The sequence below is a fragment of the Herbihabitans rhizosphaerae genome (genome assembly GCF_004216555.1).
Classification (GTDB): Bacteria; Actinomycetota; Actinomycetes; order Mycobacteriales; family Pseudonocardiaceae; genus Herbihabitans; species Herbihabitans rhizosphaerae.
In genome coordinates, this window is the sequence record NZ_SGWQ01000008.1 from 1 (window position 1) to 23,229 (window position 23,229).

At 70.7% G+C, this 23,229-nt stretch carries 24 protein-coding genes and 1 pseudogene; 22 read left to right on the plus strand and 3 right to left on the minus strand.

Annotation, left to right across the window (positions count from 1 at the left end):
• Positions 1-101 precede the first annotated feature (101 nt).
• From EV193_RS22030 to EV193_RS22040, 3 genes are read right to left on the minus strand one after another with little or no spacing between them, the layout of a single operon-like run.
• Positions 102-1,061, minus strand: a complete 960-nt coding sequence (locus EV193_RS22030; protein ID WP_130346122.1) for a DNA/RNA non-specific endonuclease — start codon at positions 1,059-1,061, stop codon at positions 102-104.
• 22 nt (positions 1,062-1,083) lie between these two features.
• Entirely contained in the window at positions 1,084-1,644 is a 561-nt protein-coding gene (locus tag EV193_RS22035; protein ID WP_130346123.1) for a hypothetical protein, read from the minus strand.
• Between the two features lie 51 nt (positions 1,645-1,695).
• The gene (locus EV193_RS22040; RefSeq protein ID WP_130346124.1) at positions 1,696-2,322 is read right to left on the minus strand and encodes a (2Fe-2S)-binding protein; all 627 of its coding nucleotides are present in this window, start codon (positions 2,320-2,322) and stop codon (positions 1,696-1,698) included.
• 177 nt (positions 2,323-2,499) lie between these two features.
• Between EV193_RS22040 and EV193_RS22045 the strand changes: the two genes are divergently transcribed.
• The 22 genes and pseudogenes from EV193_RS22045 (at position 2,500) to EV193_RS22150 (ending at position 23,228) form a co-directional block, all read left to right on the plus strand.
• Complete coding sequence (locus EV193_RS22045; protein ID WP_130346125.1) at positions 2,500-3,837, plus strand: ammonium transporter; 1,338 nt, start codon at positions 2,500-2,502, stop codon at positions 3,835-3,837.
• A 5-nt stretch (positions 3,838-3,842) separates the two neighbouring features.
• Complete coding sequence (locus tag EV193_RS22050) at positions 3,843-4,181, plus strand: P-II family nitrogen regulator (RefSeq protein WP_130346126.1); 339 nt, start codon at positions 3,843-3,845, stop codon at positions 4,179-4,181.
• 9 nt (positions 4,182-4,190) lie between these two features.
• Positions 4,191-6,575 (plus strand): [protein-PII] uridylyltransferase, encoded by a 2,385-nt coding sequence (locus EV193_RS22055; RefSeq protein WP_278044209.1) that lies wholly within the window; start codon positions 4,191-4,193, stop codon positions 6,573-6,575.
• Between the two features lie 314 nt (positions 6,576-6,889).
• Positions 6,890-8,434 (plus strand): signal recognition particle protein, encoded by a 1,545-nt coding sequence (gene ffh / locus EV193_RS22060; RefSeq protein WP_130346127.1) that lies wholly within the window; start codon positions 6,890-6,892, stop codon positions 8,432-8,434.
• Positions 8,431-9,426, plus strand: coding sequence for a hypothetical protein (locus tag EV193_RS22065; RefSeq protein WP_130346128.1), 996 nt, complete (start codon positions 8,431-8,433; stop codon positions 9,424-9,426). The genes ffh and EV193_RS22065 overlap by 4 nt, the downstream gene beginning before the upstream one ends.
• 21 nt (positions 9,427-9,447) lie before the next feature.
• A complete protein-coding gene (locus EV193_RS22070) occupies positions 9,448-10,515 on the plus strand; it encodes an amidohydrolase family protein (RefSeq protein ID WP_207222751.1) in 1,068 nt (355 codons plus the stop codon).
• A 95-nt stretch (positions 10,516-10,610) separates the two neighbouring features.
• Positions 10,611-11,372 carry a CPBP family intramembrane glutamic endopeptidase gene (locus EV193_RS22075; RefSeq protein ID WP_423202206.1) on the plus strand — a complete coding sequence of 254 codons (762 nt, stop codon included), beginning with the start codon at positions 10,611-10,613 and terminating at the stop codon, positions 11,370-11,372.
• Positions 11,373-11,374: 2 nt separating this feature from the next.
• Positions 11,375-12,121 carry a LamB/YcsF family protein gene (locus EV193_RS22080; RefSeq protein ID WP_130346129.1) on the plus strand — a complete coding sequence of 249 codons (747 nt, stop codon included), beginning with the start codon at positions 11,375-11,377 and terminating at the stop codon, positions 12,119-12,121.
• 149 nt (positions 12,122-12,270) lie between these two features.
• Positions 12,271-12,705 (plus strand): annotated as a pseudogene (rpsP, locus tag EV193_RS22085) (30S ribosomal protein S16); the annotation flags it as partial.
• Positions 12,706-12,833: 128 nt separating this feature from the next.
• Positions 12,834-13,073 (plus strand): RNA-binding protein, encoded by a 240-nt coding sequence (locus EV193_RS22090; RefSeq protein WP_130346131.1) that lies wholly within the window; start codon positions 12,834-12,836, stop codon positions 13,071-13,073.
• A 19-nt stretch (positions 13,074-13,092) separates the two neighbouring features.
• Positions 13,093-13,608, plus strand: a complete 516-nt coding sequence (gene rimM, locus EV193_RS22095) for a ribosome maturation factor RimM (RefSeq protein WP_130346132.1) — start codon at positions 13,093-13,095, stop codon at positions 13,606-13,608.
• Positions 13,605-14,384: a tRNA (guanosine(37)-N1)-methyltransferase TrmD gene (trmD, locus tag EV193_RS22100; protein WP_130346133.1), complete on the plus strand. Its 780-nt coding sequence runs from the start codon at positions 13,605-13,607 to the stop codon at positions 14,382-14,384. Before rimM ends, trmD begins: the two co-directional genes overlap by 4 nt.
• A 165-nt stretch (positions 14,385-14,549) precedes the next feature.
• The gene (rplS, locus tag EV193_RS22105) at positions 14,550-14,921 is read left to right on the plus strand and encodes a 50S ribosomal protein L19 (protein WP_130346134.1); all 372 of its coding nucleotides are present in this window, start codon (positions 14,550-14,552) and stop codon (positions 14,919-14,921) included.
• Positions 14,922-14,955: 34 nt separating this feature from the next.
• Positions 14,956-15,918, plus strand: a complete 963-nt coding sequence (gene lepB / locus EV193_RS22110; RefSeq protein ID WP_242613570.1) for a signal peptidase I — start codon at positions 14,956-14,958, stop codon at positions 15,916-15,918.
• Positions 15,919-15,954: 36 nt separating this feature from the next.
• Positions 15,955-16,923, plus strand: coding sequence for a signal peptidase I (lepB, locus tag EV193_RS22115; protein WP_130346135.1), 969 nt, complete (start codon positions 15,955-15,957; stop codon positions 16,921-16,923).
• Position 16,924: 1 nt separating this feature from the next.
• Positions 16,925-17,695, plus strand: a complete 771-nt coding sequence (locus tag EV193_RS22120; protein ID WP_130346136.1) for a ribonuclease HII — start codon at positions 16,925-16,927, stop codon at positions 17,693-17,695.
• Positions 17,692-18,015: a DUF2469 domain-containing protein gene (locus EV193_RS22125; RefSeq protein ID WP_130346137.1), complete on the plus strand. Its 324-nt coding sequence runs from the start codon at positions 17,692-17,694 to the stop codon at positions 18,013-18,015. Before EV193_RS22120 ends, EV193_RS22125 begins: the two co-directional genes overlap by 4 nt.
• Before the next feature lie 90 nt (positions 18,016-18,105).
• Positions 18,106-18,492 (plus strand): YraN family protein, encoded by a 387-nt coding sequence (locus tag EV193_RS22130; RefSeq protein ID WP_130346138.1) that lies wholly within the window; start codon positions 18,106-18,108, stop codon positions 18,490-18,492.
• A complete protein-coding gene (locus tag EV193_RS22135; protein ID WP_130346139.1) occupies positions 18,492-20,024 on the plus strand; it encodes a YifB family Mg chelatase-like AAA ATPase in 1,533 nt (510 codons plus the stop codon). Before EV193_RS22130 ends, EV193_RS22135 begins: the two co-directional genes overlap by 1 nt.
• Positions 20,021-21,220, plus strand: coding sequence for a DNA-processing protein DprA (gene dprA / locus EV193_RS22140; RefSeq protein WP_130346140.1), 1,200 nt, complete (start codon positions 20,021-20,023; stop codon positions 21,218-21,220). The genes EV193_RS22135 and dprA overlap by 4 nt, the downstream gene beginning before the upstream one ends.
• 96 nt (positions 21,221-21,316) lie before the next feature.
• A complete protein-coding gene (locus tag EV193_RS22145; RefSeq protein WP_130346141.1) occupies positions 21,317-22,312 on the plus strand; it encodes a tyrosine recombinase XerC in 996 nt (331 codons plus the stop codon).
• Positions 22,313-22,379: 67 nt separating this feature from the next.
• A complete protein-coding gene (locus EV193_RS22150; RefSeq protein ID WP_242613571.1) occupies positions 22,380-23,228 on the plus strand; it encodes a FliA/WhiG family RNA polymerase sigma factor in 849 nt (282 codons plus the stop codon).
• Position 23,229 lies beyond the last annotated feature (1 nt).

The following is a 23,229-nucleotide window of genomic DNA, read 5'->3' on the forward strand; positions in this document are numbered from 1 at the left end:
GGCCCCCCAGGGCCGAGTCGGCGAAGCCGACGCCGAAGGCGCCCTTGACTTGTGAGAATCGGCCCGCACAATACCGCGCCGCCGATCACCCCAAGAGTCGCCTAACCCCAGACGATATCCTCAGGCCCCTCCAGCGGATCACGCAACGACGACGGAGCGAGTAACGGAGTAGCGGCGGACTGAATCACGTCGGAGAATCGGAGATTGGTCCGCTCCTCGATCTCCCCAAGAGAAACCTGGAACACTCGAAACTCGTCAAGATCGAGCGTCTCCAGCGTGTTCAGATTTTGAGTCAGCAGAAACGCCGTCGCGGTCAGTTTTCCGCCTTCGTTGAAGACGATCACCTTCCAGAAGTCTCGCGGCAGTTGCACGTTCCGGAACACCCGATCGTCGTCCCGGAACACCGGCCCGCCGATCACGCTCACCCGCAGATCGTCCACATCGACATCGGCGAACAACGCATCCTCGAGTCGCCCCCACAGCCCATTCCGCGCGCTCTGGTTGAAGTCGTCCATCTGCGGCGTGATGTTGGTGTAGAAGAACGAATCCGTGTTCGCCGCCTTCGCCTCGGCGAGGGTGCCCCACAGTAGATCAGCCCGCCGCGCGAGGTGCCCCCGGTCGAGCCGGTTGCCTTCGTACAGCTCGTTGCCGACCTGGAACTCGGCCGGCACACGCTTATCTTTGACGAACGGGATTTCCTTGCGCGACAGCTTTCGCAAACCCCCGCCGTCGATGTTCCAGGCTACCCAGAACGCGAACCGTCGCGATTTGCTCAGCGCCAGGGAGAAGTGCGTGTAATCGATCTTCTCCGAACCGTCGAGCTGAACCACGTCCGGCATGATCGTCGCCCCGAGCAGGGGCGGGTCGACCGTGCTGCCCAGGAACTCCGTGTCGAATCCAGTACTCCCGCCGGCGGTGGCCCGGGGCCCCGCAGCGGCGTGGGCCTCGTCGCGCTCCCGAACCGTGAACCGAACCATCAGCTCCCGGGTCGGCGAACCGTCCTCCATCAACTCCCGTAGCGCCTTCAACAGTGTGTTGGCGTCCGTGGTCTCCGCGGTCATGGCACCCCTCCGAGCCTTGTCCTCAGTTATTCGAAGCGGTGCCGCGCTCTGTAGCGTTACTCCTCGCCAGAACCGCCTGGGCGGCGACGATCAGGTCCTGCACCCGGCGCGCGCCGTCGATCGCGTAGAGGACGGGGTGTTCGCGGTCGCCGCCTTCGCCGAACTGGACGGTGCCCCACCCCCGGCGGAGGCTCATGCTGGTCACGGGCGCGGGCAGACCACGCAGCAACTCCGTGGTCGTGTCCACGCTGTGCGCGTGCGTCGTGGTGACGATCAGCCGGCGGTCGGTGAGGACGTACTCGGTTCGCCGCAGTCTGCGGTGCCCGGACAGCAGTCCGATCATCCCGAGGAATAAGCCGATGCTCGCGGTGACTATCGCGGCGAACAGCATGATCGGCTTCGCACCTGGCGGGTCTTCCACGATGTTCGGCGCGGTCGAGATCAAGATCGCCACAGCGGCCCAACCCACGAGGAAGAGCCCGAGCAGGACCAGGCGCCGGTCGGCCGTGTGTCGCCACACGGCATGGGGCCTGCCGGCCCACAGCAGTCGTTCGCCTCTGCTGAGCGTCACGTGATTCGTCATCGAAACCCCTAATTTACGTGATGTCGGTCACATGGGGCGCGATGTTACGAGTCAGCCGAGGGCGGCCCGCAGCCGGGCGGCGCGCTCGTCCGGGTGCTGGCGGGGGCAACTGGCGCACTTGGCCGTGCCGGGGGAGCGGTACACCAGGCAGCACGAGTTCCGCCGGACCACGTGCGTGCCGCCGACCTCGACGTAGCGCGGCCGGGGCAACTCCGGCCCGATGGCCAGGGCCAGCGGCTCGGCCAGGTCACGCCGATCAGCCCACAACAGGCGGTTGCCGAGCGAGTCGGAGGCGATCGCCCACAGCGCCCGCGTGTGCGCGCCCGACGCGGCCACCACGGCGTCGATCGAGTCGCGCAGCGAGTCCGCGATCGCCGGCCCGAGTTTCGCGTGGTCGTCGGGGCACACCGAGTCCGATCGCGCGTCGAGCACGCGGCCGTCCGGGTGCAGGTACAGCGTGGTGGCCGCGAGGCCCGGGTCGGCGGCCGAATCACCCTGCCCCAAAGACGAGATCACCGGACCGAGCAGCACCGAACTGGCCGAGTACCACCAGAGCACCCCGAGCGCGTCCCGCTGGGCGAACCGGTACCGGCGCCGCGCCGCGTCGAGTTGGGCGTCCAGCCACGACGCGTCGGTGATCGCCACGGCTGGCACCGGCCGAAGGTGCTGGTTGGTCACTCTGACATGGTCCCATTCCACCCATCGGGTGATCCGTGAGCAGTATGAAACGCGGGTGTAACACAGGTGTCCGGATCGTTCACGCCGGTGAAACCTGGCACGCGATCCCGCGAAACAGCGCCTGTCGATGCTGCTGGCCAACGAGAACAACAAGGCCTGCGTATCGAGGAGGCAAGTGTGGATACGGGTAACACGGCCTGGCTACTCATCAGCGCCGCTCTGGTGCTGCTGATGACACCTGGGCTCGCGTTCTTCTACGGCGGCATGGTCCGCACGAAGAGCGTGCTGAACATGCTGATGATGAGCATCGGCGCGATGGCCGTCGTCGGCGTGCTCTGGATGGTCTTCGGATATTCCATGGCGTTCGGCAACGACGTCGGCGGTGGCCTGCTGGGCAACCCCGGCGAGTTCTTCGGACTGAAGGGCCTGCTGCTGCCCGAGGCCAAGTCGGGCACCGCGCCGGCCACCGCGTTCGTGGCGTTCCAGGCCATGTTCGCGATCATCACCGTCGCGTTGATCTCCGGCGCCATCGCCGACCGGACGAAGTTCGGCTCCTGGCTGGTGTTCGCCGGCCTGTGGGCGACGATCGTCTACTTCCCGGTCGCGCACTGGGTGTTCGCGTTCGACGCCACCGACGGCTCCACGGTCGGCGGCTGGATCGCCAACAAGCTCAAGGCGCTCGACTTCGCCGGCGGCACGGCGGTACACATCAACGCCGGTGCGGCCGCCCTGGCGCTGGCGCTCGTCCTCGGCAAGCGGCGCGGCTGGCCCAAGGAACGGATGAAGCCGCACAACCTGCCGTTCGTGATGCTCGGCGCCGGTCTGCTGTGGTTCGGCTGGTTCGGGTTCAACGCCGGCTCGGCGCTGGCCGCCAACAACATCGCCGGTGTCGCGTTCATCAACACCCTCGGCGCCACCTGTGCCGCGATGCTCGGCTGGCTGCTGATCGAGCGCATCCGGGACGGCAAGGCCACCACGCTGGGCGGCGCGTCCGGCATCGTGGCCGGCCTGGTCGCGATCACCCCGGCATGCGCCTACGTCGGTGTGTGGGGCGCGCTCGCGATCGGCCTGATCGCCGGTGCCCTGTGCGCGCTGGCGGTCGGCCTGAAGTACAAGTTCGGCTACGACGACTCGCTCGACGTGGTCGGCGTGCACCTGGTCGGCGGGCTCGTCGGCACCCTGCTGATCGGTTTGTTCGGCACCACGTCGGTCAACCCGGCCTCGGTGGACGGGCTGTTCTACGGTGGTGGGGCGACCCAGCTCGGCAAGCAGGCGGTCGGCGCGTTCGCGGTGCTCGGCTACTCGCTGGTGGCCACGCTGATCATCGGCTTCCTGATCAAGGTGACGATCGGGTTCCGAGTGGACGACGAGTCCGAGGTTACTGGCGTCGATGAGACCGAGCACGCGGAGAGCGCCTACGAGTTCTCCGACGTGCGTGGCGGCGGATCGCCGATCGGCCGCAACGCCGACAAAATCGCCAGCAAGATCCCCGCCAGCGCGAGCAAGGAAGGCTGAGCGCCATGAAGCTGGTAACCGCGATCATCAAGCCGTTCACGCTTGACGACGTGAAGTCCGCACTGGAGCAGCTGGGCGTGCTCGGCATGACGGTCTCCGAGGTGCAGGGCTACGGACGGCAGAAGGGCCACACCGAGGTGTACCGCGGCGCCGAGTACGCGGTGGACTTCGTGCCCAAGGTGAAGATCGAGGTGGTGACCGACGACGCCACCGCGGAGAAGGTGGTGGACGCCGTGGTCGAAGCCGCACGCACCGGCAAGATCGGCGACGGCAAGGTGTGGGTGACGCCGGTCGACAACGTGGTGCGGGTCCGGACCGGGGAACGCGGCGCGGACGCTCTCTAGAGGCACCCCGTGTCCGACAACCAGGGGGAAGACAGAGTGGACGCCACGTCGGCGGTCGAAGCAACGACCGCCGACGTGGCGCTGGCCCGGGATCGCTTGCTGGGCAACGGTTCCGGGCGCTCGAAACTGCCCGCTCCGGTACTGCGCGAGGCGCTCGCGGACCTGTACGAGTTCTGGCTGACCGTCCACGCTGGACAGTCCGGTGTGGACGGTCGGGCCGGGGTGGCGCTGCTCGCCGTCGGCGGGCTGGGGCGGCGCGAGCTGGTGCCGTACTCCGATCTGGATCTCGTACTCGTGCACGACGGCCGGTCCGACGTGAGGGAGATCGCCGAGCGGCTGTGGTACCCGCTCTGGAACTCCGGCGTGGGCCTGGACCACTCGGTGCGCACGGTCGGCGAGGCGCTCCAGGTGGCCAGAACCGATCTGCGCACGGCGATGGGCCTGCTCGACGCGCGGCACGTGGCCGGCGACGCGACGGTCACCGAGCGGCTGGCGACCTCGGCGCGCGCCCAGTGGCGAACCGGTGTCCGGGACCGGGTGGACGACCTGGTCGAGTCGGCGTGGCAGCGCTGGCGGCGGGCCGGCGAGGTGGCGCACTGGGTGCAGCCGGATCTCAAGCACGGCCGGGGCGGGCTGCGCGACCTGGCGATCGTGCAGGCGCTGGCGCTCGCCCAGCTCGTGGACCGGCCGGCCGACGACGTGACGCAGGCGCACGCGCTGCTGCTGGACGCCCGCACCGAGCTGCGCAGGCTGGCCGGCCGGGCGCGCGACGTGCTGCGCCCGCAGGACGGCGACGAGGTGGCCGCCGCACTCGGCATGACCGACCGGTTCGTGCTCGCGCGGGCGCTGTCCGGGGCGGGACGGGCGGTCGGGTACGCGGTGGACGTGGCGTTCCGCGCGGCACGGCCGGCGACCGGGCGGCGGGTCCTCGGTGTGTTGCGCCGCGGTCCGGAACGGCGTGGGCTCGCCGACGGGGTGGTGCTGCACGGAGCCGAGGTGGCCCTCGCGCGCGACGTGTCACCCGAACGAGACCCCGCGTTGCTCCTTCGAGTGGCCGCGGTCGCCGCGCGCGGCAAACACCCGATCGCGCAGGGCACGCTCAGCCGGCTCGCCGACAGCGCACCCGAGCCGCGCTCACCGTGGCCGGCCTCCGCGCGCCAGGAGCTGATCTCACTGCTGGGCGCCGGTGACGGCCTGGTCGACATCGTGGAGGCGTTGGACCGCACCGGACTGTGGGCGCGCCTGTTCCCCGAGTGGGGCGCCGTGCGCGACCTGCCGCCGCGCGACGCCGCGCACATGTGGACGGTCGACCGGCACCTCGTGCAGGCCACCGCGCACGCGGCGGGTCTGGTCACCTCGGTGTCCCGGCCGGACCTGCTGCTCGTCGGAACCCTGTTGCACGACATCGGAAAGGGGCGCGACGCCGACCACTCCGAGGTCGGCGCGAAGCTCGCCCGCCAGGTGGCCGGCCGGCTCGGACTGTCCACATCGGACGTCGAGACGGTGTCCGCGATGGTGCGGCACCACCTGCTGCTGCCGCACACCGCGACCCGCCGCGACGTCACCGACGAGGCCACCGTGTCCCGCGTGGCGGAGACGCTGAACGGCGATCCGGTGCTGCTGGAGTTGCTCGCCGCGCTCACCGAGGCCGACTCGCGGGCGACCGGCCCCGGCGTGTGGACCGACTGGAAGGCCACCCTGGTCGCGGAGCTGGTCGCCGCGTGCCGGACCGCGATGGCCGGCAAGCGCCCACCCGGCCCGGACCCGCTGGACGACAAGCAGCGCGCCCGCGCGGAGACCGTCGCCGCGTCGGGGAAGCCGGACATCGTGCTGGAGCCGGAGAGCACCCCGGGCACGTCGCTGGCCACCGTCACGGCGATGGCGATCGACCGGCCGGGCCTGCTGTCCCGGGCGGCCGGCGTGCTCGCGCTGAACTCCCTGGAGGTGCACGCGGCGACCGTCTGGACGCACGGATCCGTTGGGGTGCAACAGTTCCACGTGTCTCCGAGGTTCGGGTCGCTGCCCGACGCGACCCTGCTGCGCGAGCAGTTCACCCGTGCGGTGACCGGGTCGCTGCCGCTCGGCGAGAAGCTGGCGGCCAAGGAGCGCGACTACGCCGGGGTGGCCCAGGACGGGCCGCCGCCGAAGGTGCTGTGGTTCGACGGCGAGGCCGGCTCGGGTGACGTGGTGCTCGAACTGCGCGCGGCCGACCGGATCGGCCTGCTGCACCGGGTCGCCGAGGCGCTCGAAGCAGCGGGGGTGGGCGTGCACTGGGCCCGCGTGTCCACGGTCGGTGCGACGGTCGTGGACTCGTTCGCCCTCGTGTCCGCGACCAGCGGTGATCTCGGTTGGCGGCAGAAGATCGAGCGGGCGGTACTCATGGCCGTCGGCTGATCGACTCAGTCGCGGTTGAGTAGGAATACGCAGCCGTACTCGGGGGCGATCACGCTGCCGGAGGCACCCCCCTTCCGGGCAATCTTGGTGTTGTCACGCAGAACGGAACACCGAACCGGAATCAAGGGGGAGCCGCCCGCGACTGGGGGTCGGGCGGCCCGACATTCGGAGAGGTGAACCGGCCGGCGTGTGCCAGTCGCCCCCGGAAGGGCCCGTACGAGGGGTCGGGTCCTTCCGGGTGGCCCCGGAGTCCACTCCGATGTACGGCTACTCTCGTTAGAGACTGTCTACCTGCTACGTGGAGTGCGACACCTGTGTTCGACACCCTCTCCGACCGGCTCACCTCGGTTCTCTCCAACCTGCGCAGCAAGGGCCGGCTGTCCGACGCCGACATCGACGCGACCGCGCGCGAGATCAGGATCGCGCTGCTGGAGGCCGACGTCGCGCTGCCTGTCGTGCGGGCCTTCATCGCCAAGGTCAAGGAGCGGGCCAAGGGCGCGGAGGTGTCCGCCGCGCTCAACCCGGCGCAGCAGGTCGTCAAGATCGTCAACGAGGAACTGGTCGCGATCCTCGGCGGCGAGACGCGCCGGCTCAACATGGCGAAGACGCCGCCCACCGTGATCATGCTCGCCGGTCTGCAGGGTTCCGGTAAGACCACACTGGCCGGCAAGCTCGCGCGTTGGCTCAAGGGACAGGGCCACACCCCGCTGCTCGTGGCGTGCGACCTGCAGCGGCCCAACGCGGTGACCCAGCTCCAGGTGGTCGGCGAGCGCGCCGGCGTGCCGGTGTTCGCGCCGGAGCCCGGCAACGGTGTGGGTGACCCGATCTCGGTCGCGCGGCGGGGCATCGACGAGGCCAAGCACGCCCAGCACGACGTGATGATCGTGGACACCGCCGGCCGGCTCGGTGTCGACGAGGAGCTGATGAAGCAGGCCGCCGACATCCGCGACGCGGTCACGCCCGACGAGACCTTGTTCGTCGTGGACGCGATGATCGGTCAGGACGCGGTCACCACCGCCGAGGCGTTCCGTGACGGCGTCGGGTTCACCGGCGTGGTGCTCACCAAGCTGGACGGTGACGCGCGCGGTGGCGCCGCGCTGTCGGTGCGCGAGGTCACCGGTCAGCCGATCCTGTTCGCCTCCAACGGCGAGAAGCTCGAGGACTTCGACGCGTTCCACCCGGACCGCATGGCCAGCCGCATCCTCGGCATGGGCGACGTGCTCACCCTGATCGAGCAGGCCGAGCAGCACTTCGACCAGGATCAGGCCGAGGCCGCCGCCGCGAAGATCGGCACCGGCGAGCTGACCCTGGAGGACTTCCTCGAGCAGATGCTGGCCGTGCGCAAGATGGGCCCGATCGCGAACCTCCTCGGCATGCTGCCCGGCGCCGGTCAGATGAAGGACCAGCTCTCCCAGGTCGACGACAAGCAGTTGGACCGGCTGCAGGCGATCATCCGAGGCATGACGCCGGCCGAGCGGTCCAACCCGAAGATCATCGACGGGTCCCGCCGCAAGCGCATCGCCAACGGTTCGGGTGTGGCCGTGCGCGAGGTCAACGACCTGGTGAACCGGTTCTACGAGGCCCGCAAGATGATGAAGCAGATGGCCGGCCGGTTCGGGTTCGGCGGCGGTGGTGGCGGGTCGAGCAAGGGCAGGAAGGGAAAGAAGGGCAAGAAGGGCAAGGGGCGCGGCCCGACGCAGCCGAAGGTGCGCGGCGGCATGCCGGGTCTCCCCGGCGGAATGCCGGGCGGGATGCCCCCGGGTATGCCGGACCTGTCGAACATGCCGCAGGGGCTCAACGAGCTGCCGCCCGGATTCGACCCGTCCAAACTCAACTTCAAGAAGAAGCCGCCTGCGTGATCATCAGAGGTGTCGCGATCGCGGCGCTGGCTGTGGTGTCGCTGACCGCCTGCACGCGCGGCGAGGGTGAGGTGGCCGACCTCCGCAAGACCATGGAGGACGCGGCGGCCAAGGCACCGCTGCCGGACGGTGTGCGCCTCGACCCGGCGAGCGCGCGGTTCGACAAGGGCTGCTCGGGGCTCGCCGAGTGTGGCGACGGCGATCCGACCGATGCCAGCTACGAGGCTGACCTGACGCTGTCAGACAGCGTGCCGGCCAAGTGGTGCGAGGCCATCACGGTTCCGTTGCGCGCCAAGGGTTTTCGGCTCGTGTCACCGTTCGGTGGCGGTCGGCCGAGCACGATGGACAAGCTGTTCCGGCTGCCATCGGATTCCGTGCGGTGGGCCGAGGTGGACGAGAAGGTCTGCGCCACCGGTGGCGTCTCGACCATGTTCGTGGTCAACGCCGACGGCGGCTCGCCGGTGCCGGGCGGCTACCTGAGCGTGTGGATCCCGGCCAAGCCGGGCGGTTCGGCCAGCCGCCCGAGGTACGAGATCACCACACCGATCGACGGCGACAAGTCGATCAAGAAGCTGCCGGTGAACGGTCCGCCGCTGACCCGCTCGGAACTGGCTCACCTGCGCCGCGTGCTCGACCAGCGCGTGGTGCTGGTGGCCAACCCGCCGCAGGACGGCGTCGGTGCGTCGCTGTACTTCGGCCGAGGGCGTGCCCGGTTCGAGCTGACGGGCGGAACGGCCGTGCGCCTCTGGGTGCGCTGCGTCCCGGGGGACAACGCGCTGGTCCGCGCGTACCAGGAGCGGTCAACCGCAGGCGAGAAGCCGAGGGAGGAGCAGCGCACCGTCCCGTGCACCGGCGACGCCGCCGAGGTGACCATGCCGCCGGTCGGTTCGCCGGTCGAGGTGTTCGCCGGCGTGTACGAGACGCTGCCGGCGCCCGGTGCGTCGCCGAAGCTGACCAGCCGCCCGTATACCGTCGAGGTCGCGCCGGTTTGATCAGCGAGAGGTGGTGACCGCATGCCCGCGCTGCACGTGCGAGGTGTCGTGCTCCCCGAGGGCGTCGAGCGGGACCTGTGGATCGTCAACGGGCGGGTGCGCACCGAACCGGTCGCCGGCGCGGAGTCCATTGTGGACGGTGGCTTCGTGGTGCCCGGACTGGTCGACGCGCACTGCCACGTCGGCATTCTGGCCGACGACGTCGAGCAGGCCGCCGAGCAGGCGCGCACCGACCGCGACGCAGGCGCGCTGCTGCTGCGCGACTGCGGTTCGCCGATCGACACCCGGCCGCTGCAGGAGCGTCTCGACCTGCCCCGGATCATCCGCGCGGGGCGGCACATCGCCCGCCCGAAGCGCTACATCCCGTACCTCGGCGTGGATCTCGAGGACCAGGAGACGCTCCCCGCCGCGGTCGCCGAGCAGGCCGCGTACGGCGACGGCTGGGTGAAGCTGGTCGGCGACTGGATCGACCGAGGCACCGGCGACCTCGCTCCACTGTGGACGGACGAGATCCTGGTCGACGCGATCAAGGTCGCGCACGACGCCGGCGCGCGGGTCACCGCGCACGTGTTCGGCGAGGACGCGCTGCCCGGGCTGATCAACGCCGGGATCGACTGCGTCGAGCACGGCACCGGCCTGCGCGAGGACACGATCGATGAGATGGCCCGCCGCGGCACCGCGCTGGTGCCCACGCTGATCAATATCGAGCTGTTTCCCGGTATCGCGGACCAGGCCGTCAGGTACCCCGCCTACGCGGCGCACATGCGCGATCTGCACGCGGGGGTCAACGGCATGGTGTCCGCCGCGGTGGAGGCGGGTATCCCGGTGTACGCGGGCACCGACGCCGGCGGCGGCATCAGGCACGGCCGGATCGTGGACGAGATCGTGGCGCTGCACCAGGCCGGCATGAGCACCGAACAGGCGCTCGGCTCGGCGTCCTGGAACGCGCGCCGCTGGCTCGGCTACTCGGCGCTGGACGAGGGCTCGCCGGCCGATCTGGTCGCCTACGACGCCGACCCGCGGGACGACCTCGAGGCGCTGCGCGATCCCGTGTTGATCATGCTCCGTGGCCGCGTGATCACACGTTGAACGTGCCGTTCACGGCGCGGCCGTTAGGCTCGGGAGCGTAGGCCGGCGGGGCGACCCCCCAACGCCGGGATCGTCGTCGTCGCACGGAGGCGCCCGTGACCCAGCTGCACTCGCGGGAGCCCTCGGATGTCGCGGACACCGACCAATCCGCTGACGAGCGGCGGGACCACAAGTGGGGAATCGGTGCGTTTCTCCTGGTCGAAGCCGTGCTCCTGCTGTCGTTCGCGTTCGTCGCGGCGATCTTCCGCCCGGCGGAGGGCCAGCCGCTGTCGGTCGCGGCGATCCTGGTCGCGACGATGCTGCCGACGGTGGTCGCCACGGGTGTCGCGCTGCTGGTGACCGTGTTACGCGGCAACGGCCCCAAGATCGACCTGCGCTGGTCGTGGCGGCGCGAGGACCTGCGCGCCGGATTCAAGTTCGGCTTCATCGGCCTGCTGTGCACCACGATCGGCGCCGTGCTGTGGACCAAGATCGTCGGCGAGGAGAACGCGAACTCCGCGGTCGGCGCGCTGGTGGACGACACGCACCTGCCGATCTACGCCGCGGTGATCATGTTCCTGTACGTCTGGCTGGTCGGCCCGGTGTGCGAGGAGATCATCTACCGCGGGCTGCTCTGGGGCGCGCTGGAGCGGCTGAACTGGGGCCGCTGGATCGTGTTCACCCTGTCCACCGTGGTGTTCGCGGTGAGCCACCTGGAGCCGCTGCGCACCTCGCTGCTGATCGTCATCGGCATCCCGATCGGCCTCGCGCGCCTGTTCACCGGGCGGCTCGGCGCGAGCGTCATCGCCCACCAGGTGAACAACTTCCTGCCCGCGCTCGCGGTGCTGCTGATCGCGCTCGGTGCGATCCCGGAGTGATCATGGATCTGAACGCCGATCTCGGTGAGGGTTTCGGCATCTGGCGCCTCGGCGACGACGACGCGCTGCTGTCCGTGGTGACCTCGGCGAACGTGGCGTGCGGGTTCCACGCCGGCGACCCGTCCACCATGCGCGCGGTGTGTGCCTCGGCGGCGGCCAGGGGAGTGGCGATCGGCGCCCAGGTGTCCTACCGCGACCTGGCCGGATTCGGACGGCGGTTCGTGGACGTGGCCCCGGCCGAGCTGGCCGACGAGGTGCTGTACCAAATCGGCGCGCTGGACGCGTTCGCCCGCGCGGCCGGCACCCGCGTGGCCTACGTGAAGCCGCACGGCGCGCTGTACAACGCGGTGGTGCACCACGAGGCACAGGCACACGCGGTGGTGGACGGCGTGCGCGCGTTCGGCGAGCTGCCCGTGCTCGGACTGCCCGGATCCGCCCTGCTCGCCGCCGCGAAGGAGGCCGGCCTGCGCCCGGTGACCGAGGCGTTCGCCGACCGCGGGTACACGCCCGACGGCACGCTCGTGCCGCGGTCGAGCCCGGACGCGCTGCTGTCCGGTACCGACGCCGTGGTCGAGCGGGCGGTGCGGCTGGCCGCCAAGGGCGAGCTGGTCGCCGTGGACGGCTCCGTGTTGTCCGTGCGCGCCGAGTCGTTGTGCCTGCACGGTGACACCCCGGGCGCGGTGCAGCACGCGCGCGCGGTGCGGGCCGCCCTGGAGGACGCGGGGGTCACCCTCGACCCGTTCGCCTGACCGGGGTCTGGCACAATAGCCGACTGTCCGTTGTGGCCGGCCCCTCTCACCGGCTCAGCGCCAAGCCTTCGGGCGCTCGCATCCGTCCCCACTCGGATCGCGTGCGGCCACCCACGATCAATGAGAAGTGTTGAGGAGCACCACAACCCGTGGCTGTCAAGATCAAGCTGCAGCGCCTCGGAAAGATCCGCGCGCCGTACTACCGCGTCATCGTCGCCGACTCGCGCACCCGTCGCAGCGGCAAGGCCATCGAGACGATCGGTCGGTACCACCCGAAGGACGAGCCGAGCGTCATCCAGATCGACTCCGACCGTGCGCAGTACTGGCTGGGCGTCGGCGCGCAGCCGACCGACCCGGTGAAGCACCTGCTGGAGATCACCGGCGACTGGCAGAAGTTCAAGGGCCTGCCGGGTACCGAGGGCACGCTGAAGGTCAAGGAGCCCAAGCCGAGCAAGCAGGAGCTGTTCGAGAAGGCGCTCAAGGAGGCCGGCGGCGACCCGGGCACCGACGCCACCACCCCGAAGAAGAAGGGTGGCGGCAAGAAGGCCCCGGAGAAGGCTTCCGAGAAGCCCGCCGAGAAGTCCTCGGAGAAGGCCGCCGAGAAGTCGGCGCCCAAGGCGGACGCCAAGGCCGAGAAGGCTGAGAAGCCGGCGAAGGCCGACAAGTCCGAGAAGGCCGAGGCCAAGAAGGACGAGTCCGCCAAGGACGGCGAGTGAGCTTCCTCGCCGACTCGCTGGAGCACCTGGTGCGCGGCATCGTGGACAACCCGGACGACGTCCGGGTCGAACTGGTGACCACGCGCCGCGGTCGCACGCTGGAGATCCACGTCAACCCCGAGGATCTCGGCAAGGTGATCGGCAGGGGCGGGCGTACCGCGACCGCCCTGCGCACCGTCATGGCCGGCATCGGCGGCCGCGGGGTGCGCGTCGACGTGGTGGACACCGACCATTAAGGACAGTGGCGGGGGCGTCATGGACGTCGTTGTCGGGCGAGTCGCCAAGGCGCACGGGATTCACGGCGAGTTGGCCGTGGAGGTGCGCACCGACTCGCCCGAACGTCGCTTCGCCGAGGGTGCCGTCGTGCACGCCCGGTTGCACGACGGCGAGACCAGGCCGCTGACCATCGAGGGCGTTCGCCCACACCGTGATCAGCGCCTGCTCGTCCGGTTCACCGAGGTCCCCACGCGGGACGACGCGGAGCCGCTGCGCGGCGTGCTGCTGTACGCCGACACCGCCGATCTGCCGCCGATCGAGAACCCTGACGAGTTCTACGACCACCAGCTCACCGGGCTGGACGTGGTGCTCGCCGACGGCACGGCGCTCGGCACGGTCCGCGATGTCACCCACGGCCCTGGCGGCGAGCTGCTCATCGTCCAGCGGTCCGAGGGCGCGGACGTGCTGGTGCCGTTCGTGCGGGAGATCGTGCCCGAGGTCGACCTGGGCGCCGGCCGCGTCGTGATCGACCCGCCGGAGGGCCTGATCCCGTGAGGATCGACGTCGTCACGATCTTCCCGGACTACCTGGCGCCGCTGCGGGAGGCGTTGCTGGGCAAGGCGATCGACCGCGGTCTGCTCGAGGTCGCGGTGCACGATCTGCGCGGCTGGACGCACGACGTGCACAAGGCGGTCGACGACAGCCCGTACGGCGGCGGACCCGGCATGGTGATGAAGCCGCAGGTGTGGGGCGACGCGCTTGATGCGGTGTGCGCTTCCCCGGGTGCGGGTGCCCCGCAGGACACAGACACCCCGCCCCGGCTGGTCGTGCCGACGCCGTCCGGCCGCCCGTTCACCCAGGCGGTGGCCGAGGAGTACGCCGAGGAGCCGTGGCTGGTGTTCGCCTGCGGCCGCTACGAGGGCATCGACCAGCGGGTGATCGACGACGCCGCGCGCCGGATGCCGGTCGACGAGGTGTCCATCGGCGACTACGTGCTGGTCGGCGGCGAGGTCGCGGTCATGGTGATCGTCGAGGCGGTGGCCCGCCTGCTGCCCGGTGTGCTCGGCAATCCCGCGTCGGCCAAGCAGGACTCGTTCTCCGCGTCGCTGAGCGGGCTGCTCGAAGGCCCCAGCTACACCCGGCCGGAGGTGTGGCGCGACCTCGCGGTGCCGGACGTGCTGCGCTCGGGCAACCACGCGGCGATCGAACGCTGGCGGCGGGACACCGCGCTGGAGCGGACCTTCGCGCGGCGCCCCGAGCTGCTCGACGACGCCGAACTGGACGCGGCCGATCGCGCCGTGCTGGACCGGCTGCGCGCCGATCGGACCTGATCACCGAGGCCCCGGTTTTCGTCCGGCCGCGCACGTCTGGCACACTGGACAGGTTGCTGCAGCCGGGCATGTCTTCGGCGCGCAAAGGACTTCGGCCCGACAAGCGGGCTGCGTGGCGCCCGCACGGGCGCACGATCACCATCACGAACGAGGACGGACACACCGATGAACACCCTGGATGCCCTGGACGCCCAGTCACTGCGTTCCGACATCCCGGATTTCCGGGCGGGCGACACGCTGAAGGTGCACGTCCGAGTCATCGAGGGCTCGCGCCAGCGCGTCCAGGTGTTCCAGGGCGTGGTGATCCGTCGCCAGGGTGGCGGGATCCGCGAGACCTTCACCGTGCGGAAGATCTCCTTCGGCGTCGGCGTCGAGCGCACCTTCCCGGTGCACTCGCCGAACGTCGCCGAGATCGAGGTCGCGCGCCGCGGTGACGTGCGCCGGGCGAAGCTGTACTACCTGCGCGACCTCCGCGGCAAGGCCGCCAAGATCAAGGAGCGCCGCGAGGAGCGTCGCGAGACCTCGCCCGCGTCTTGAGCCGGCACAGGGCTACCTAACGTAATCTGTTTGCGTGGTCGCCCAACTGCCTCACGACGCGCCTGAGGGCGACCGTGCGCGCTTCCCGGACGGACGCCCGTCGGGGCAGCCTTGGACACCGGACACTCGCAACCGCGCCCGGCGCCATCGCGGTGCGCATCGCGCGCCGGAGAAGAAGCGTTCGTTCTGGCGTGAGCTGCCGATCCTGCTGGTCGTCGCGTTCCTGCTGACGTTCCTGATCCAGCAGTTCGTCGCGCGGGTCTACGTGATCCCGTCCGGCTCGATGGAGCAGACGCTGCACGGTTGCACCGGCTGCACGGGCGATCGGGTGCTCGTGGACAAGATGACCTACCTGTTCACCGACCCGGCGCCGGGCGACGTGGTGGTGTTCAAGGGTCCTGAGGCGTGGACCGAGAACGACGTGCTCGAACCGCGCTCGGACAACGTCTTCGTGCGCGCCCTGCAGACTGTCGGCTCGGTGATCGGCATGGCCCCGCCGGACGAGCGCGACTTCGTCAAACGGGTGATCGCGGTCGGCGGCCAGACCGTCTGGTGCTGCGAGGCCAACCGGGTGGTCGTGGACGGCAACCCGCTGGCCGAGCCCTACATCTACTGGGAGAACGCGTCCAGGAAGACTCAAGAGTCGTTCAAGCCGGTCCGCGTCCCGGAGGGCACCATCTGGGTCATGGGGGACAACCGCAACGACTCGTGCGACTCGCGCTGCCAGGGCAATCTCAACGACGGGCAACCCAACCTGCGTGGCGTGGTGCCGGTGGGTAACGTCATCGGCAAGGCGCGGGCGATCGTGCTGCCACCGTCGCGGTGGCAAAGCATCGACGACCCCAACCCGCAGGTCAACGAGCGGCTCGTCGCGGCACCCTGGCAGCAGGGCCTTCCGTTCGGCGTCGGGTTCGCCGCCGCGTGGCCGACCCTCTGGCTCGGCCGGCGGTTCGGCACACGACTGGGTGCGGCATTCCGGCCCAAGCCGCGTCGCTGAACGGCATCCTCACCTGCTCCGGATAGGTTTGACTACATGGGCGACTCCGCAGAATCCGCGCGCAACGAGAGCATCCCGGAGGAGGGCGACAAGGAGAGCACGACACAGTCCGCCGGCGACCAGGTGACCGACGACACGACCACCGAAGACACCTCTGAGACGCAGGAGCAGGGCGGCAGGCGCTGGTTGCGGCGCAAACCCAAGGCGGAGAAGAAGAAGCGCTCATTCTGGAAGGAACTGCCGATCCTGATCGGCGTCGCGCTGTTGCTCAGCATCCTGATCCAGACGTTCCTCGCGCGCGTGTTCGTGATCCCGTCCGGCTCGATGGAGTCGACCCTGCACGGCTGCGCCGGCTGCACCGGCGACCGGATTCTGGTGGACAAGGTGGTCTACGCCTTCACCGATCCGGAGCCGGGCGAGGTCCTGGTGTTCGAGCGGCCGGAGAGCTGGAAGTCGGAGTTCACCCCGGAGCGGTCCGAGAACCCGGTGGTGCGCTGGCTGCAGGGCGTCGGCGCGCTGTTCGGGCTGGCGTCCCCGGACGAGGACGACATCGTCAAGCGGGTGATCGCGGTCGGCGGGCAGACCGTCGAGTGCTGCGATGATCAACATCGCGTCCAGGTCGACGGCAAACCGCTGAACGAGCCCTACCTGCACTGGGAGGAGGGCTTCCCGCAGCACCAGGAGGCCTTCGAGCCGGTGACGGTCCCGCAAGGGTTCCTGTTCGTCATGGGCGACAATCGGAACGTGTCCTACGACTCCAGGGAGCAGGGCGGTGGCGGCCAGGCCGGGCTGGTGCCGGTGGACAACGTGATCGGCAAGGCGCGTGTGATCGTGCTGCCGCCGTCGCGTTGGAACGGCATCGGTGACGACAACCCGCAGGCACTCGCGATGTCCGCGCCCGCGTGGCAGAGCGGTATCCCGTTGGGTGTCGGCGCCATCGCGGCGTACCCGACGCTGTGGCTCGGCCGTCGAGTGCGCACCTCGCTGCGCAGAGGGCGGCCGTAGCGTGGCCCGACCTGTCGACCAGCTTCGCCCGCCGCGTGCGGTGCTCAGGAGAGACGCGGGGACCTGGGGGTTGCAGTCCGCGCTGGACCGGCGCGGACTCGGCCCGGTCGCCGGCGTCGACGAGGCCGGCCGGGGCGCGTGCGCCGGCCCGCTGGTGATCGCCTCGTGCGTGTTGCGTCCCGGCGACTCGGCCAGGTTCGAGGGGCTGACCGACTCGAAGCTGCTCACCGCGGCCGCGCGCGACCGGATGTACGACCAGGTCATGGCCAGGGCGGTGGACTACGCCGTGGTGATCGTGCCGCCGTCGGAGGTGGACCGGATCGGCGTGCACGTGGCCAACGTGGAGGGCATGCGGCGCGCGGTCGCCCGGCTGACCAGGCACCCCGGGTACGTGCTGACCGACGGGTTCCGGGTGCCGGGCATCACCGCGCCGAGCATCCCGGTGATCAAGGGCGACCTCGCGGTGGCCTGCATCGCCGCCGCCTCCGTGCTCGCGAAGGTCACCCGCGACCGGATCATGGCCGGCCTGCACGACGATCTTCCGGTGTACGGATTCGACGAGCACAAGGGTTACTGCACTCCCTCGCACACGCGGGCGCTCGGCGAGCACGGGCCGAGCGCCGAGCACCGCTGGTCGTTCGTGAACGTGGCCTCCGCGGGTGCGCGACACGGGCTGCGCGCGCCGCACCGGGTGGCACTGTCGGTCGCCGCGGCCGAGGTGGTTCAGAATGGGGAGTCAGCAAGGCCACGAGGAGGAGCGCGGTCCGCATGAGCGCCGAGGATCTCGAGAAGTACGAGACCGAGATGGAGCTGCAGCTCTACCGCGAGTATCGCGACATCGTCGGCCAGTTCACCTATGTCGTGGAGACCGAGCGCCGCTTCTACCTGGCCAACGTGGTCGACGTGCAGGTGCGCGACACCGACGGCGAGGTCTACTTCGAGGTGCGGATGTCCGACGCGTGGGTATGGGACATGTACCGGCCGGCCCGGTTCGTGAAGAACGTCCGGGTGATCACCTTCAAGGACGTGAACGTCGAGGAGCTGGACAAGCCGGATCTGCGGCTGCCCGAGGACGGACCGTTCGGCAGCTGATCGCCGAGAAAGTTATCCACAGCCCCGAGTTATCCACAGATTCGGGTCGACCTCCCGGAGCACCCCGCGCGGCCGGGCAGGCTCGACGGCATGGACGCGACGGTAATCGACGGCGCTGCTGAGCACGCGCCACATCGGCTGGGCCGCAAGGGCGAGGAGCTCGCGGTTCGGTACCTGGAAAGCCAGGGCCTTGTAGTGCTGTCTCGGAACTGGCGATGTCGTGACGGTGAGCTGGACGTCGTGGCGACCGACGGCCGGCTGCTGCTCGTCTGCGAGGTGAAGACCCGCGCCGGCGTCGGCTTCGGCACGCCGACCGAGGCGGTCACCGCGGACAAGGCCGCGCGGATCCGCCGGCTCGCCCGGCAGTGGATGGCCGCGCATCACTGCCGGGGCTGCGAGGTGCGCTGCGACATCGTCTCGATCGTGTGGCCGCCGGGGGAGAAGCCGAGGCTGGAACACCTGAAAGGGGCGTTCTGATGCCGTTGGCACGCGCGTGGTCGGTGGCCCTGCAGGGATTGCGCGGGCACATGGTGGAGGTCGAGGCGGACATCGGCCAGGGCACTCCCGGTGTGCACTTGGTCGGCCTGCCGGACGCGTCGCTCAACGAGGCGAAGGACCGGGTCCGGTCGGCCGTGCGCAACAGCGGCAGGGAGTGGCCGAACAAGCACCTGACGATCGGCCTGTCGCCCGCCGCGCTGCGCAAGGTCGGCTCCGGATACGACCTGGCGCTGGCCTGCGCGGTGCTGGCGGCGGCCGGCGCGGTCCCGTCCACCCGTCTGGCCGGGACCGTGCTGATCGGGGAGCTGGCGCTGGACGGTCGCCTCCGTCAGGTCGCCGGCGTGCTCCCGGCCCTGATCGCCGCGCGAGGGCACGGCTTCACCCGTGCCATCGTCGCCGACGCAGCGCTGGCCGAGGCGGCGCTGGTGAGCGGGCTGGACGTGTTCGGTGCCGCCCGGCTGCGGGACGTGCTGGCGTGGCTGGCCGCCGACGAGTCCGACGAGCAGGGGCCGCTGATCCGCCCGGGCCCGCGCGCCGTCAGTGCGGACAAGCCGGACGTGGCCGACCTCGCCGACGTGCTCGGCCAGCCCGAGGCGCGCTGGGCGCTGGAGGTCGCCGCGGCCGGTGGTCACCATCTGCTGCTGACCGGCCCGCCGGGCACCGGCAAGACGATGCTCGCGCGGCGGTTGCCCGGCCTGCTGCCGCCGCTGTCCGATCAGCGCGCACTCGAGGTGACGGCGATCCACTCGATCGCCGGGGCGTTGTCCGAGGACGCCCCGCTGATCGCGGCGCCGCCGTTCGTCGCGCCGCACTACTCGACGTCGGTGGCCGCGCTGATCGGCGGCGGGCTTGGCTACGCGCGGCCAGGAGCGGTGAGCATCGCGCACGGCGGGGTGCTGTTCCTGGACGAGGCGTGCGAGTTCGGCGCGCACCGGCTGGACGCGCTGCGCACCGCGCTGGAAGAAGGCGAGGTGCGCATCGCCCGGCGCGACAAGATCGTCACCTACCCGGCGCGGTTCCAGCTCGTCCTGGCGACGAACCCGTGTCCGTGCGCACCGGCGAGAGACCGCGACTGCACGTGCGCGCCGGACGCCAGGCGGCGCTATCTGGCGCGGTTGTCCGGGCCGCTGATGGACCGGGTGGACCTGCGGGTGCGGATGCGGCCGATCACCGTGATGTCGCGGGCCGAGGTCGGCACGCCGGAGGACACGGCGACCGTGCGGGAGCGAGTGCTCGGCGCGCGGGAGCGGGCGGCCCAGCGGTGGTCGGCGTACGGCTGGCGCACCAATGCCGAGGCGCCGGGTCCGGTGCTGCGCCGTGACTTCGACCTGCCCACGACCACCACCGAGGTGCTCGACAAGGGGCTGAAGCGAGGCCTGCTGACCGCGCGCGGAGCCGACCGGTGTCTTCGGGTTGCCTGGACGCTGAGCGACCTCGCCGACCAGGAGAAGCCGGAGCCCGATCAGGTCGCCGCCGCGCTCGAGTTCCGGCACCGGAGGGCGGCGGCATGACCACGGCGCATGATCCACTTCGAGTGCCGGAAGCCGGTCCGGCCGGCGATCCGGTTCGGTTGGCGCGGGCGTACCTGCTGCGCGTCGCCGAACCTCCGGCGCCCGCGCTCGCCGCGTTCGTGGGCCAGTGTGGCGCGGTCGAGGCGGCGAGGCTGGTTCGCACCGGCACGGTCCCAGAGCCGGTGCGGGAGGAGACGGTCGCCAGGCACGAGATCGAGATGGCCGAGGTCGATCTCGCCCGAGCGGAGTCCGCCGGGGCGCGGCTCGTCATTCCCGAGGACGACGAGTGGCCGAGTTGGCCGCTGCTCGCACTCGACAACGCGGTCAGCCGCGGTCTGCGCTGGGCCGTCGCGCCGCTCGCCCTGTGGGTGCGCGGCACCGCACCGTTGGCCAAGCTGGCCGACCCGGCGGTGGCGATCGTCGGCGCCAGGGCCGCGACGGTGTACGGCTCCGATGTGGCCGGCGAGTTCGGTCACGATCTCGCCGAGCGCGGGTACGCGGTGGTGTCCGGCGCGGCCTACGGCATCGACGGTGCGGCGCACCGTGGTGCGCTGGCGGCCTACGGCAGCACGGTCGCCGTGGTCGCCTGTGGCGTGAACGTCGCCTATCCGGCCGGCCACACCGACCTTCTCGATCGGATCGCCGCCAACGGGTTGGTCGTCAGCGAGTACCCGCCCGGCACACCGCCCGCGAGGCACCGCTTCCTCGTCAGGAACCGGCTCATCGCCGCCCTGGGAGCCGGGACGGTCGTTGTGGAGGCCGGCCGTCGAAGCGGCGCTCGCAACACGGCGACCACCGCCGCGGCACTGGGGCGTCAGGTGCTTGCCGTGCCAGGGCCGATCACGTCCTCGATGTCGATCGGCTGCCACGATCTGCTGCGCGCCGGCGTGGCGAGCGTGGTGACCTCCCCCGAAGAGGTGATTGAAGTGATCGGACCACTTCGGGCGGATGGGCCGGCGGCGGTCGGTGCGGAGGCCAGAAGCACCGACGGTCTCAGCGAGGCGGCGTCGAGGGTGCACGACGCGCTCGCCACCCGGCACCCACGGCATCCCGAGCGCGTCGCCGCGGAGTCGGGTGTCCCATTGCGCAAGGTCCGGGCGTCGCTGGTCGAGCTCGAGCTGACCGGCCTGGCCGAGTGCGGTGACGACGGGTGGCGTCGCACGAGTGCGGGCGGAGGTGGGCCGATGCGCACCTGACGTCCACGGCGCCGTGTGATCTTGTTCGGCCGGCTTTCTGGTACACGTAGTGTGGCGATGCTTGACCTGACGGTCTCCGTCCCCCAGCGTTGAACCGTGCCCTCTCCGACACCCGGCAGCCCGAATCGGGTCAACGTCCGCCGTGTCCGGTCAGCCCTCTCGCCGGCCGTCGCGAAGGTCGTCGACGCGTACGAGCGGCATCTGGAGTTGGAGCGGGGACTGTCCGCGCACACCGTCCGCGCGTACCTGGGCGATGTGCTCTCGTTGATGGCGCACGCCTACGGGCTGCCGGACGGCGAGGGCGAGCAGCGGGGCGAGCAGCGGCTCGACGCGATCGGGTTGCCCGTGCTTCGCGCCTGGCTCGCGGCACAGCGTGCGGACGGAGCCGAGCGGTCCACGTTGGCACGGCGGGCCGCGTCGATCCGGACCTTCACCGCGTGGGCGCACCGACGGGAGCACCTGCGGGTGGATCCGGGCGTGCGACTGGTCGCACCGCGCCGGCACCGAACGCTGCCGACGGTCCTGCGGCAGGACCACGCCGCGGACCTGATGGCCGCCTCGGAGTCGGGAGCCGCCGAGCGCGACGCGGTCGCCCTGCGCGATCACGCTGTGCTGGAGCTGCTCTACGCGACGGGGATCCGCGTATCGGAGTTGTGCGGGCTCGATCTCGACGACGTCGACCACGACCGGCGTGTGCTGCGCGTGCTCGGCAAGGGGAGCAAGGAGCGGACCGTGCCGTTCGGCGAACCCGCCGAGCGCGCTGTCCGAGACTGGCTCGCCGACGGCCGCCCGGAACTCGCCGGAGGCGACTCGGGGCGAGCGCTTCTGCTCGGGGCTCGGGGCGGCCGGCTGCACCCGGGCACCGCGCGCCGGATCGTCCATCAGGCGCTTGAGGCGGTGCCGGCCGCGCCGGACATGGGGCCGCACGGCCTACGCCACAGTGCCGCGACTCACCTCCTCGAGGGAGGTGCGGACCTTCGTAGCGTCCAGGAGCTACTCGGTCACGCTACGCTAGCGACCACCCAGCTATACACTCACGTGACCGTCGAACGGCTGAAGGCGATCCATGATCGAACCCACCCCCGGTCCTGACGACGTTCGGGTAGGTTCACGCGCCATCACGGCGACCTCCCGTCCCGCGGACCTCGCACCACCGGCCATGACCGGTGGCGATGGCGGGCACGCAACGCCGTACGGCAGCGGCCAGTCGTCCGGCGTGCTGCCAGGGGATCTGCGGTCGGCCGATGACGTGGAAGCCGGGATCGTCGCGCTGTGGCGCGAGTACGGGCGGCTCGGCCACCAGCGGCTGCGCGACCGGCTCGTCCTGCACTACGCACCGCTGGTGAAGTACGTGGCCGGCCGGGTCGGTACCGGCCTTCCGGCGCACGTCGACGTGGCCGATCTGGTGCAGTCCGGCATCTTCGGGCTCGTCGACGCGATCGAGCGGTTCGAACCCGAGCGCGGCCTGAAGTTCGAGACCTACGCAATGCAGCGAATCCGCGGCGCGATCCTCGACGACCTCCGTTCGCAGGACTGGGTGCCGCGATCGGTTCGCGGCCGCGCGCGGGAGCTGGAGCGGGCGCTCGAACGGCTCGCTGCCCGGCTGCAGCGCACGCCCACCGACCGCCAGCTGGCCGACGAGATGGGCGTGACCGTCTCCGAACTCAAGGACATCTACGCCCAACTGCAGCTCACCAGCGTGGTGGCCCTTGACGAGCTGACCAGTGCCGGCCGTGGCACCACGCCGCTCGCCGACACCCTGGCCGACGACGACGCCGAGGACCCGGTGGCCATGCTGGTCGACCAGGACAACCGCCGGCAGCTGGCCGACGCGATCGGGCGACTGTCCGAACGGGATCGCGTCGTCGTGACCCTGTACTACTTCGAGAACCTGACCCTCGCCGAGATCGGCAAGGTCCTGCGGGTCACCGAGTCGCGGGTGTGCCAGTTGCACACCCGCGCCGTGCTGCGTCTGCGGGCGAGCCTGCTGGAGACCGCCAGCGCCTGAG

What these genes read in the sequence shown, in the direction of transcription:
- EV193_RS22030 (WP_130346122.1), bottom strand. Translation starts at nt 1,061, where the DNA reads ATGACCGCGGAGACCACGGACGCCAACACACTGTTGAAGGCGCTACGG.
- EV193_RS22035 (WP_130346123.1), bottom strand. Translation starts at nt 1,644, where the DNA reads ATGACGAATCACGTGACGCTCAGCAGAGGCGAACGACTGCTGTGGGCC.
- EV193_RS22050 (WP_130346126.1), top strand. Translation starts at nt 3,843, where the DNA reads ATGAAGCTGGTAACCGCGATCATCAAGCCGTTCACGCTTGACGACGTG.
- EV193_RS22070 (WP_207222751.1), top strand. Translation starts at nt 9,448, where the DNA reads ATGCCCGCGCTGCACGTGCGAGGTGTCGTGCTCCCCGAGGGCGTCGAG.
- EV193_RS22080 (WP_130346129.1), top strand. Translation starts at nt 11,375, where the DNA reads ATGGATCTGAACGCCGATCTCGGTGAGGGTTTCGGCATCTGGCGCCTC.
- rimM (WP_130346132.1), top strand. Translation starts at nt 13,093, where the DNA reads ATGGACGTCGTTGTCGGGCGAGTCGCCAAGGCGCACGGGATTCACGGC.
- rplS (WP_130346134.1), top strand. Translation starts at nt 14,550, where the DNA reads ATGAACACCCTGGATGCCCTGGACGCCCAGTCACTGCGTTCCGACATC.
- lepB (WP_130346135.1), top strand. Translation starts at nt 15,955, where the DNA reads ATGGGCGACTCCGCAGAATCCGCGCGCAACGAGAGCATCCCGGAGGAG.
- EV193_RS22125 (WP_130346137.1), top strand. Translation starts at nt 17,692, where the DNA reads ATGAGCGCCGAGGATCTCGAGAAGTACGAGACCGAGATGGAGCTGCAG.
- EV193_RS22130 (WP_130346138.1), top strand. Translation starts at nt 18,106, where the DNA reads ATGGACGCGACGGTAATCGACGGCGCTGCTGAGCACGCGCCACATCGG.
- EV193_RS22135 (WP_130346139.1), top strand. Translation starts at nt 18,492, where the DNA reads ATGCCGTTGGCACGCGCGTGGTCGGTGGCCCTGCAGGGATTGCGCGGG.
- dprA (WP_130346140.1), top strand. Translation starts at nt 20,021, where the DNA reads ATGACCACGGCGCATGATCCACTTCGAGTGCCGGAAGCCGGTCCGGCC.
- EV193_RS22150 (WP_242613571.1), top strand. Translation starts at nt 22,380, where the DNA reads ATGACCGGTGGCGATGGCGGGCACGCAACGCCGTACGGCAGCGGCCAG.